This window comes from Rathayibacter sp. AY1F9 (assembly GCF_002932155.1).
In the GTDB taxonomy this organism is placed as follows: domain Bacteria; phylum Actinomycetota; class Actinomycetes; order Actinomycetales; family Microbacteriaceae; genus Rathayibacter.
In genome coordinates, this window is the sequence record NZ_PSVA01000020.1 from 1 (window position 1) to 11,417 (window position 11,417).

Sequence of the window (11,417 nt, forward strand, 5' to 3'; positions counted from 1 at the left end):
CGGCGCCCGCATGCGCAGGCGGGATCTCGAGACGCCCTCCGGGCTGCTCCATCAGCATGCGCGGCGGAAGGGACTATCCGCCCGCGCGGCGTGCTCCCGACCCCGGCCCGCCCGCGTGTGCCCGAAGACGCCGGACCTCCCCGTCGGCGAGCCCTTCGCGAGCCGGTGCGCGCCTCCTCCCGCCTCCGCCGTCGAGGCCCGGCTCCGGGCACTCCTCGCCGAGCGGCTCGTCTTCGACCCGGCGCACACGGCGGTCCGTCTGAAGCGGCCGTTCTTCGAGCACTGCGAGGCGTGGCCCGACCTGGTGCTCGGCGAGCTGCGCGTCGCGATCGAGTACGACTCCACCGGCCGTCACGGACTCGAGCACGTCGGGCACCGCGAGGAGGCCGACCGGCGGAAGGACCGCGCGCTCCGCTCCGCCGGCTGGGAGGTGGTGCGCATCCGCACGGGCAAGCTGCTGCCGCTCGGCCCCCACGACCTGGTCGCCACGGGGGTCACGGCCGCGCTGGCGGACCGCCTGGTCGACCGGCTCCGCGATGTCCGCGGTCCGCTGCTCGTCGACGCCTGGGGGCGCTGAGCACGTCGCGCGGCGGCTGCGGGACGGTCCTCCGGGACCCGTCCCCGTCGCTCCGTCCCCGTCGCTCCGTCCCCGTCGCTCCGTCCCCGTCGCTCCGTCCCGGTGTCCGGCTCGGCGGAGCGGGACCCGCCGACGCAGTGCCGGCGAGCGGGAACCGTCGAGTGGGAGCCGGCGAGTCGGAGCGGTCGAGTCGCAGCCGCCCGCTCGCAGCCGACGCGTCAGAGCCGCAGGGCCAGCGCCTCGCTGCGCCAGCGGCGGTGCAGGGCCCAGGGGTCGGGCTCCCCGGCGCGCACGGTCTCGATGTGGGCGTCGAGCACGGGGCTGCGCGCGAACCACTCGGTGCGCGCCAGGCGCTCGTCGGCGAACTGGGCGTGCCGATGCTGCTCGAGTGCTCGCCCGCCGCGCTCGAACGCGAGGAGCTCCTCGTGCCGGAGCCGGTGGAGGCGCTGCCGGGGATTACCGCTGGTGCCGATCTTGATCCGCTCGCCGAAGCGGATGTAGTAGACGACGTCGACCCGGGGCGGCGGGAGCTCGCCGTCGGGAGCATCGCCGAGCCGCCACTCGCAGGCGGCGCAGAGCCAGGCGGAGGGGAGCCGGACGCCCAGGCGGGACCCGCACGCCGCGCACGGCGAGGGCAGGGCGTCGATCACGCCGTCCTCGCGGGCGACCCAGTCGTGCGCGAGCCCGAGGTGCGCCGCGCAGAGCACGAGGGGGGCGCCCGTCTCGGCCGAGGACGCGCACCCTCCGATCGCGCACGCTGACATGCCGCCCACGCTAGGTGCGACCCCCGACATCGCGCCGCCGTCGACCGCGCCGCCGCGAGCACGCAGGAGTCCGAGTGCTCGCTCTCGAGGACGGCGGCATCCGCGCGATCGCGGCCCGGCGGATCAGCTCAGACGGTCGACCAGCGACGAGGCGAGGCCCGTGTAGCCGCCCGGGGTCAGCGCCAGCAGGCGCTCCTTCGCCGCGTCGCCGATGTCGAGACCCTGCACGAAGACGGCGAGGTCGTCGGCACCGAGGCGCTTGCCGCGGGTCAGGTCCTTCAGCAGCGCGTACGGGTCGGTGATCGAGGAACGGCCGGCCGCCACCTCCGCACGGATCACGGTCTGGATCGCCTCGGCCAGCACCTCCCAGTTGCCGTCGAGGTCGGCGGCGAGGGCGGTCGGGTCGAGGTCGATCTCGAGCAGGCCGCGGGCGATGTTGTCGAGAGCGAGGAGGGAGTGGCCGAACGCGACGCCGATGTTGCGCTGCGTGGTCGAGTCGGTGAGGTCGCGCTGGAGGCGCGAGGTGACCAGGGTCTGCGCGAGCGAGTCGAGCAGGGCGCTGGAGAGCTCGAGGTTCGCCTCGGCGTTCTCGAAGCGGATCGGGTTGATCTTGTGCGGCATCGTGGACGAGCCGGTCGCCCCGGCCTGGGGGATCTGCCGGAAGTAGCCGAGCGAGATGTAGGTCCAGACATCGGTGCAGATGTTGTGCAGGATGCGGTTCGCGTGCGCAGCCCTGCCGTAGAGCTCGGCCTGCCAGTCGTGCGACTCGATCTGGGTGGTCAGCGGGTTGAAGACGAGGCCGAGGGAGGTGACGAACTCCTCCGCGAGGGCGGGCCAGTCGGTGCCGGGGTCGGCGGCGAGGTGCGCGGCGAACGTGCCCGTCGCTCCGCTGAACTTGCCCAGGTACTCCGTCGCCTCGATCTGCGCGACGACCCGCTCGAGCCGGTACGCGTAGACGGCGAACTCCTTGCCCATCGTGGTCGGGGTCGCGGGCTGGCCGTGGGTGCGGCTGAGCATCGACTCGTCGCGGTAGCGGACGGCCAGCTCCCGGAGCGACGCGACGACCGAGCGCAGCTTCGGCAGCCAGATCTCGCCGACGGCCTGGCGGACCACGATCGCGTAGGAGAGGTTGTTGATGTCCTCGCTGGTGGCGGCGAAGTGGGTGAGCTCGGCGATGCGCTGCAGTCCCAGCTCCTCGAGCCACTGGCGGACGAGGTACTCCACGGCCTTCACGTCGTGGCGGGTGCGGGCCTCGAGGGCGGCCAGCTCGTCGATCTCGGGCTGGCCGAAGTCGCGGGCGCGGCGGCGCAGCTCCTCGGCGGTCGCCGCGTCGACGGGCTCGGAGCCGAAGAGGCGGCGGTCGGTCAGCGCCAGCAGCCACTCGACCTCGACGTGCACCCGCGCGCGGTTCAGCCCCGCCTCCGAGAGGTACTCGCCGAGCGACGAGACGGCACCGCTGTAGCGGCCGTCGAGGGGGCTCAGCGGCTGGGTGGGGAGCGAGGTCATGCGGTGGTACCTTCCGGTTCTCAGGTGTCCTGCGCGAGGGCGGCGCGCGCGTCGGTGGAGTCGGGGCGGACCGAGCGGTTGCCGCGCAGTCCTGGTTCGATCTGGGCGAAGAGGGCCCGGCAGGCGCGCTCGATCAGCGCGAGCACCGAGTCGAACGCCGCCGCATCGGAATAGTAGGGGTCGGGGACGTCGCCCTGCGGGGAGAGGCCGGGCTCGAAGTCGAGCAGGCGGCGGATCTTCTGCCGGTCGACCTCGGTGCGCGCCCAGGAGCGCAGCGCGCGCTCGTGCCCGTGGTCGAGCGCGACGACCAGGTCGAACTCGGCGAAGCGGGACGGGTCGAAGAGCTGGGCGCGGTGGCGGCCCCCGTCGAAGCCGTGACGCTCCAGCGCCGCGAGGGCGCGGCTGTCGGCGTGCTCGCCGAGGTGCCACTCGCCGGTGCCGGCCGAGCTGATCTCGATCGCGGAGCCGAGCCCCGCCTGCTCCGCCAGGGAGCGCAGCACCACCTCGGCCATCGGCGACCGGCAGATGTTGCCGGTGCAGACGAAGCACACGGCGAAGGCCGAGGGCGCAGGGGAGTCGGGGGTCACCCGCCCATCATGGCGCACCGCGGCTCCTCCACAGCAGGCCGATCGCGGCCGCCGTCCACCGATGGCGCGCGCGGCCTCCCGGGCGGCGGCGGCGCGGCCGATACTGGCTGCCGAGCCCGCTGTGTCAGTCCTGACGGCGGCGGAGGAAGGGGCGCAGGAGGAGGCCGATGAACCAGTTCACCAGGGCGAGCACGAGGGCGCCGAGCACGCCCCACCAGAAGCCGTCCACGACGAGGCCGAAGCCGAAGAGGCCGCTGATCCAGGCGGTCAGGAGCAGCAGGAGGCCGTTGACGAGGAACGAGACCAGGCCGAGCGTCAGCACGTACAGGGGGAACGCGACCACCCGCACCACTCCGCCGACGACGGCGTTGACGACGCCGAAGATCACCGCCACCAGCAGGTACGTGAGGACCGCCGCTGCGGGGCCCTCCTCGTACGGGTCCACGCGCACGCCCGCCACGACCAGGGTCGTGAGCCAGATCGCGACGGCGTTGGTCAGGAGGCCGAGGAGGAGTCTGCTCATGCCTCCACTATCCCCGCAGGCGGGGCGGGCCGCGAGCCGGGGCTCAGGTGAGGGGCCCGCCGATGGTCGGCTCGGGCGCAGGAGTGCAGAGGCGGGGGACGTCGGCGCGAGCACTTCGGCGAGCCGACCGCCGATCATCGGCGCGGCCCGGGGCAGGCGCGGCGAGGCGAGCTCGGCGCAGTCGGGGCACCAGGAGGAGCGGCGCCGCTCCCGGCCGGGACGGTGGCGTTGCTCCTCGGGGGTGGCGACGAAGACATGCCCGGCGTCGCAGAGCCAGCACAGGTACACGTCGGCCGCGGGCGGGATCTGGCTGAGCACGATGCCCTCGTTGTACTCGGGCCGGTACTGCCGCACCAGGACGGGGTAGGACGCCCACGCCTCCCGGTAGGTGCCGACCGCGTAGGGGACGTCGGCGCCGCGCGAGAACCGCCGCCGCTGCCACCACCGCCCGATCGCCTCCGCCACCCTCCGCACGCTACGCGCGACCACCGACGCGGGAGCGGCGCCCGCATGCGCAGGCGGGATCTCGAGACGCCCTCCGGGCTGCTCCATCAGCATGCGCGGCGGAAGGGACTATCCGCCCGCGCGGCGTGCTCCCGGCCGACTGGGAGCGGCGGAGCCGTCCCTCGCCTAGTGTGCGGAGTCCTGCTCGTCGATGTCCGCGATCTCGGCCTCGTCCGGCTTGAAGGTCAGCGAGAACATGGCGATCGCGACGAGCACGACGATGAAGGCGACGCCGAACGAGATGAGCGCGACGACCGGCTCGCGGGTCGAGAGCATGACGACCAGGCCGACGAAGGCCGCCATCACCGCGGAGAAGCCGATGAGCTCGAGCGGGCGCAGGCGGTCCTTGCGGGTCGGCTGGAACGTGCGGGGCGTGAACTCGCCGGGGTCGCGCGCCGGGGCGGAGTCGGCCGCCGAGGCGCGGTCTGCGGGAGAGGCGGGGTCGGGCTGCTGGCCTTCGGCGGTCATCGGTCTCCTCCGGAGGTCGGTGTCGTGGGGGCGACGGGATCGTGTCCGGTGGCTGCGTCGGCGCCGGCGGCCCATTTGAGCGAGAACGCCGCGATGGCGAGGAAGACGGCGACCATCACGGCGTAGGCGCCGAGGAGGCCGACGGTGACGACGGGGTGGGGCGGGAGGAGTCCGAAGGCGGCGCCGAGGAGCATCGTGCCGACGCCGACGATCACGGAGTCGCGGGCGGCGAGGCCCTGACCGCGGCGGCCGCTCGAGAACTCGAGGAAGCCGGAGAGCAGCGCCCAGCCGGCGACGAGGGCGACGAAGGAGAGCAGGTTGGCGACCGGGAGCGCGACGAGCGCCGCGACTCCGGCGACCAGGGTGAGCACCGCGGAGCCGAGGGCGAGCGGGCGGGCCCGGCCGCTCCAGCTGCGGAGCCCGAGGGCGAGCGAGACGGCGCCGGTCGCGATCGCGAAGCCGCCGAAGACGGCGAGGCCGAAGGCGGGCCCGTGGTCGGGCGAGAAGGTGACGACGCAGCCGGCGACCGCCGCGATCACGGCGCGCGCGAGGGGCAGGGTCCACAGGCGGCGGTCGGAGTCGGCGGCGATGGCCACGGTCGAGCCTCTCTGGGATGGAGGGAGAAGGCGTCCGGGAGCGGACGGCTGGGCGCGCGACGGCACGGCGACGCGGACTCCAGCGATTTTACGCTCCCGCGGCTCCGCCCAGGCCCGGAGCGGGGCCCGGGGCGCGATCCGGGGCGAAGTCGCAGGCGGCTCAGCCGAGCCAGACCTCCTCGACCCGCGGGAACACGGCGTCGGCGGAGAAGCGCTCGCGGAAGCGCGCCCCGGCCTTCTCGACGACCTCGGCCCGGGCGTCCTCGTCGGTGATGAGCTCGGTCAGCGCGGCGGCGAGGCCCTCGACGTCTCCGGGCGCGACCACGCGGCCGCAGCCGTCGCCGAGGACCTCGGGGATGCCGCCGACCGCGGTCGAGACGACGGCCGCGTCGCGGGCGAGGGCCTCGAGGATGAAGATCGGCATCGCCTCGTCGCGCGAGGGCAGGACGGCGATGGACGCCTCGTCGAGCAGGGCGAGCAGGCGGGCGTTCTCGAGCGAGCCGAGGAACTCGATCCCCGGGACGCCGCGGTCGACGACCTCCGGCTCGCGGATCGGACCGGCGACAAGCAGGCGCCAGCCCTCCTTGCCCTCGACCTGCGCCCACGCCTTCTGCAGCACGTCGACGCCCTTGCGGTGGCTGACGACGCCGCCGAAGACGACGGTGCGGGTCTTCTCGCGCGGGGTGCCCTGCTCGAGCGCGTTGGGCACGAGGTGCACGCGCTCGGCGGGGACGTAGCGGCGGCAGATCGCCGAGGTCTCCTCCGAGAGCGAGATGATCTCGTCCGCGCTGCGCAGCACGTCCTTCACCAGGCGCGGGTGCGCGGCGGTGAAGGCGGCGAACTCGCTGCCGTGCAGGTGGGCGACCGTGCGCAGGCCCAGGCGGTGCGCGAGGCGGAGGAGGGACCCCTCGCGGAGGAACGAGCCGCGCTCCGAGAGGTGGACGACGATCACGGCGCTGGGCTCGCGTCGCGCGATCGCGACGATGCGGGCGGCGGCGCCGGCGGCCAGGCGGGCCGCGGCGACGTGCTCGCCCGGAGCGGTCCGGGAGGAGATCACCCGGACGTCCGAGCGCTCGAACGGCCAGCGCAGGTACCCGTTGACGACCTGCGTCATGCCTCCGGGGACCTCTCCGCTGCGGCCGACGTGGTACACCCGGGTCTTCGGGCCGGCAGGGACTGCCGCGGCGGCCGGGCGGCTGCGGGGCGGCACGGCGAGCAGCGCCTGGATGTCGTCGCGGACGCCGCGGAGGCGTCCGCGGGCGACGAGCAGCTTCTCGAGCAGCTCGCTCCGGCGGGCGACCACGGCGGAGAAGGTCTCGACGCCGGCGGCCGGGGTCGTCCGGGACATGTCGACCGTGACGTCGTGGATCCCGATGGTCTCGAAGTGGCGCGAGGCCTTCGTCGATCCGTCCATCTGCAGGCTCACCGGGGCCGCGCCCTCGGTGAACGCCATGATGATCACGTGCAGCCGGTCGCTCATCGCGACGCGGGCCGTGCGGTAGAGCTCGCGCAGCAGGATCTCGTGCTCGTCGTGGGTGTGCGCCGGATCCCAGTCGAGGATGTCCGCGTCGAGGTCGGCGGCGAGTCGGCGGGAGCGCTCGGCGTCGACGGCGACCTGCGTGACCACGACGATGTCGAGGTCCTCGCGCTCGGCGAAGCCCTTGATCGCGGCCAGCCACTCCTGCTCGGGATAGGGGCGGGCGTCCACCTCGTGGTCCTCGCGGAGGGAGAGGACCAGCACGCGCCGCTCCTCGTCGGGCTGCGCGGCGAACGCGGTCAGCTCCGCGTCGCTCGAGCCCTCGCCGTAGCCGAGGTCGGGCATGGCGGCGCCGACGCGCATGTAGCCGGCCGTCTTGTCGTCGCGCCAGCGGGTGTAGCTCGAGAGCGCCATCGAGGGCCACATGATCGCGCGGGGCAGCGGGGCGAAGTTGCGGGTGCCCACGCCGGCGCGGATCACGCGGCCGCCGCCGAGGCGCACCAGGGCGATGCCCGGGAGCATCACGAGGTGCTCCTTCATCCCGATCAGGGTCAGCTGGATCTCTCCCGGCTTGAACACCGAGTTCGCCCGGCCGGCGAGGGCCTCGCGGGCGAGCGCCGCGTACCAGCGCAGGAGCGAGCGGTACACCGTGTCGTCCGGGCCCAGGCGCAGGCCGTCGTCGTAGCCCCACGGCGAGTGGCCCACGTAGACGTGGAGCGGACCCGACTCGCGGAGCCAGTCGAGGAGCTGGCGGCGCAGGATGATGTCGCCGATGTTCTCGTACTGGCCGCGGCCGACGGCGAAGATCGATCGGGCAGGTGTCACGGGCGGGCCTTTCGGAGGGGTTCGCGTGGGGGTGACCGGTGCGGAGCGGGGAGCGTCGCGGGTCTCCCCGGTCGATCCTCCTGCCGCGCTGCCGTCGTGGGCCGGGCCGGCCGGGCTCCGCAGGAGCGGGCTCGGGGCCGATGGCGCCCCGGGCAGACTAGCGCAGGCGGGCTCGGCGGCTCGAGGAGGAGTGCTCGCGTCAACAGCCGTTGGTGACCAGGAAGGCCTTGAGGAACGCGCCGGTCTGGTAGACGTACTGGTTCACCAGGTAGTCCAGGCCCATCGGCTCGCCCGAGGGCACCATCGAGAGCTCGCCGGAGTAGCAGCGCTCGATGATCATCTCGGCGCGCACGAGGTGGGAGGCGTTGGTGATCACGATGACGTGGTCCCATCCGTACTGCTCGGCCATGTCGCGCAGCTGCCGGGCCTCTCCCTGGGTCGTGAGCGGGTCGGCGGAGTAGCAGAGGACGTCGCCGCCGGGCTCGTTGCACTTCTTGTACTTCTTGGCCTCGTAGGGAGCGTTCATCTCGCCGGGGCCGACCGAGAGCACCATCGTGTCCGTCGCCCCGGAGGTGATGATCCGGCGGGCGAACTCGACGCGTGCCCTCGTGGAGGGGCCCAGCACGAAGACCGCGTCCGCCTGCTCGGGGATCGGGTCGATCGGGGGCGTGACGTAGAGCGGGATCCCGGCGCCGAAGAGGGCGAGGACCACGAGGGGGACGAGCAGGAGCCGTCCGATCACGGTGCGAGCGCGGACCCGGGGGCGCCTCGGGCGCTCCCGGGACGCCGGGGTGGACGGGCGGTCGCCGGTCGCGGTCGTGGCCGTGTCCATCGCGTCCTCCCTCTCGTCGGGACCGCCGCTCGCCCGCGGCGGGTGATCCGCGACGCGGGTGCGACGGCGATCACCAGTGGAGAGCCCATCATCGCAGTGTTTCGGCGCGGGGTCGGCCCGGTGAACGCTCGGTCAATTCTCTCGCCCAGCGGCCCGGCCCGGGGCCGTGTCCAGAGTCGCCGGGTAGGGTCGCCGTTCCTCGACCGAGCAGCACTCCCCCTCGTCCATTCCGCGGACGGGCATTCCCGGAGTCCCCTCCCGATCCGACATCCGCCCTCCGATCCGTCGTCGACAGCGCGTGTGACCGTTCCGTATACACGCATGCGCGGCGGTCCGCCAGTCCTTCAGCGGAATCGCTGATATAAGCCCGACCACCACGCCCGAATGGGGTACTACAACCTGAATCCGTCTCATCCAGCCATCAGTCGCAAGGCCCGTCTATAGCGTCGGGAGGACCAGCACCACCCCCTTGAGCAGCCCCCTCGAACCGCCCCCGACGCCCCCTCGAAGACCCGGAGCCGATCGTGAATCCTCAGACGACGCCAGACCCGACCCGCCCTCGCCGACGACGCGCACGCCTCTCCCTCACCACCGCTCTGATCGCCGCTCTCGGCATCCTGGTCGCCCCCCTCACGGCGCCCGCCGCCTCCGCGGCCACTCTCGACCCGGGCGCCGGGCAGAGCACGCGGATCCAGGAGACGAACTCCTCGCTGACCTACAGCGGCTCGTGGCGCACGATGACGGGCGGCGACAGCGGCGGCGGGATCACGTTCCTCAACAGCACCGGCTCCGTCTCGTTCAGCTTCCGCGGCACCGGCTTCAGCTGGGTCAGCCGCACCACCGCCTCCGCCGGCATCGCCACCGTCACGGTCGACGGCGCGAGCACCTCGGTCGACCGGTACACGAAGACCACGGCGTACCAGGTCCCGGTGTTCACGAAGAAGGACCTCGCCGACACCGTCCACACGGTCAAGATCGCCTGGAGCGGCACGGCCAACAGCTCCGCGAGCGACAAGAACCTGGTCATCGACGCGTTCGACATCACCCGCGCGACTCCCGCCACCGAGGAGCCGACCGACGAGACCGGCGGCGGCGAGGACGACGGCCCCGTGCTCGATCCTTCCGGAGCGACCAGCCTCCTCGTGCAGGAGACCGACCCCGCGCTGCAGTACACCGGCTCGTGGAGATCGATGGCGGGCGGCGACAGCGGCGGCGGGATGAAGTACCTGACCTCCGCCGGATCGGTGAAGTTCACCTTCGTCGGCACGTCGTGGCGCTGGATCAGCCGGAAGACCTCCTCCTCCGGCATCGCCGCGGTCTCGGTCGACGGCGGACCCGTCACCAAGGTCGACCGCTACAGCTCGACCGCGCAGTACCAGGTGCCGGTCTACGAGACGACCGACCTCGCCGAGGGCACGCACACCGTGACCATCTCCTACACGGGGACGAAGAACTCCAAGTCGACCGACAAGAACCTGATCATCGACGCGTTCGTCCTCGCCGAGGACGGCCTCGCGACCGACGCCGTGGAGCTCTCCCCCCTGACCGACGGCTACACCGTCGCCTGGGACGCGCCCTTCAGCTCGCGGGTCGTCTCGTACGACGTGCACCGCTCGAACGAGGACGGCTCCGGCGACACGGTCGTCGGCACCGTCGCCGACCCGGTGCGCCAGTACCGCGACGAGACCGCCGAGGCGGGACGCGCCTACACGTACACCGTCACGGCGACCGACGACGCCGGCCGCGACTCGCGGCTGAAGGAGTCGGCCACCACCTCGGCCGACATCCTCGCCTCCCGCGCCTCGCTGCTCGCGGCCTTCGACTGCCCCGCCGCCACCAAGACGGTGTCGACCTCGGCGCAGCTCGTCACGGCCCTGACCAACCCCTCCTCCGGCGACGTCATCCGCCTGGCCGACGGCGTCTACACCGGCAAGTTCGCCCTCCGCGGCACCGCCGCCCAGCCCGGCTCGATCTGGATCTGCGGCTCGCCCAACGCGGTCCTCACCTCCGGATCCACCTCGAGCGGCACCGCACTCATCCTGAACACGGTGAGCGACGTGCACCTCGTGGGCTTCTCGGTCCGCAGCTCCTTCCAGGGCATCCAGGTGCTCGCCAGCAAGGGCGTCCAGATGGCCGGCCTGACGGTGAGCGAGATCGGCTACGAGGCGGTCCACTTCCGCAGCCAGACCACCGACTCCCTGATCGTCGGCAGCACCATCCGCCGCACCGGCCTCGTCTCCGCCAAGTACGGCGAGGGCGTCTACGTCGGCACCTCCGACCGCAACTGGTGCGAGTACAACAGCTGCAACCCTGACCGCACGGCCCGCATCGCGGTCGTGGACAACGCGATCAGCGACACCGGCGCCGAGCCGATCGAGGCCAAGGAGGGCACCCTCGACGGCGACATCATCGGGAACACGGTCCTCGGCGGATCGCGGCTCGCCTCGGACGTCGTCTCGCTGATCCTGGTCTCGGGCAACAGCTGGCTTGCCGCGGGCAACTCCGCCGCGGGCACCACCACCTACGGCTACCAGGTGATCACCCGCGCCGACGGCTCGGGCAACGACAACACCATCAGCGGCAACCTCGCGCTGAAGACCAGCAACGCGGTGGTCTACCTCCACCAGCCGTCCAACTGGTCCACCAGCGGCAACACGCTGAGCTGCTCCAACTCCGGGAAGGACCTGATCGGGAACGTGGCCTGCACGCCGTGACCTGATCCGCTCCCCGCGCGCAGAACCGCCGCCGTCGTCCCCTC

9 protein-coding genes and 1 pseudogene are annotated in these 11,417 nt (G+C 72.9%); 2 read left to right on the forward strand and 8 right to left on the reverse strand.

Features of this window, described 5'->3' with window-relative positions:
• Window positions 1–577 (forward strand): annotated as a pseudogene (locus C5C37_RS12560) (endonuclease domain-containing protein); the annotation flags it as partial.
• 218 nt (window positions 578–795) lie between these two features.
• On the opposite strand, the gene C5C37_RS12565 reads toward C5C37_RS12560, so the two are convergent.
• The 8 genes from C5C37_RS12565 to C5C37_RS12605 form a co-directional block, all read right to left on the reverse strand.
• Window positions 796–1,341, reverse strand: coding sequence for a GIY-YIG nuclease family protein (locus tag C5C37_RS12565; protein WP_104339033.1), 546 nt, complete (start codon window positions 1,339–1,341; stop codon window positions 796–798).
• Window positions 1,342–1,464: 123 nt separating this feature from the next.
• On the reverse strand, window positions 1,465–2,847 hold the full coding sequence (gene purB, locus C5C37_RS12570; RefSeq protein WP_104237969.1) for an adenylosuccinate lyase: 1,383 nt from the start codon (window positions 2,845–2,847) through the stop codon (window positions 1,465–1,467).
• A gap of 20 nt (window positions 2,848–2,867) precedes the next feature.
• The gene (locus C5C37_RS12575) at window positions 2,868–3,434 is read right to left on the reverse strand and encodes a low molecular weight protein-tyrosine-phosphatase (protein WP_181027248.1); all 567 of its coding nucleotides are present in this window, start codon (window positions 3,432–3,434) and stop codon (window positions 2,868–2,870) included.
• A 124-nt stretch (window positions 3,435–3,558) separates the two neighbouring features.
• On the reverse strand, window positions 3,559–4,422 hold the full coding sequence (locus C5C37_RS17925; protein WP_258074133.1) for a phage holin family protein: 864 nt from the start codon (window positions 4,420–4,422) through the stop codon (window positions 3,559–3,561).
• 165 nt (window positions 4,423–4,587) lie between these two features.
• Complete coding sequence (locus tag C5C37_RS17930; RefSeq protein ID WP_258059918.1) at window positions 4,588–4,929, reverse strand: hypothetical protein; 342 nt, start codon at window positions 4,927–4,929, stop codon at window positions 4,588–4,590.
• A complete protein-coding gene (locus tag C5C37_RS12595; RefSeq protein ID WP_104225185.1) occupies window positions 4,926–5,525 on the reverse strand; it encodes a DUF308 domain-containing protein in 600 nt (199 codons plus the stop codon). The genes C5C37_RS17930 and C5C37_RS12595 overlap by 4 nt, the downstream gene beginning before the upstream one ends.
• Window positions 5,526–5,685: 160 nt before the next feature.
• On the reverse strand, window positions 5,686–7,827 hold the full coding sequence (locus tag C5C37_RS12600) for a glycosyltransferase family 4 protein (RefSeq protein WP_104327902.1): 2,142 nt from the start codon (window positions 7,825–7,827) through the stop codon (window positions 5,686–5,688).
• Window positions 7,828–8,026: 199 nt separating this feature from the next.
• Window positions 8,027–8,659, reverse strand: coding sequence for a YdcF family protein (locus C5C37_RS12605; RefSeq protein ID WP_104339020.1), 633 nt, complete (start codon window positions 8,657–8,659; stop codon window positions 8,027–8,029).
• 524 nt (window positions 8,660–9,183) lie between these two features.
• Between C5C37_RS12605 and C5C37_RS12610 the strand changes: the two genes are divergently transcribed.
• Entirely contained in the window at window positions 9,184–11,373 is a 2,190-nt protein-coding gene (locus C5C37_RS12610) for a hypothetical protein (protein ID WP_104335821.1), read from the forward strand.
• Window positions 11,374–11,417: the final 44 nt, after the last annotated feature.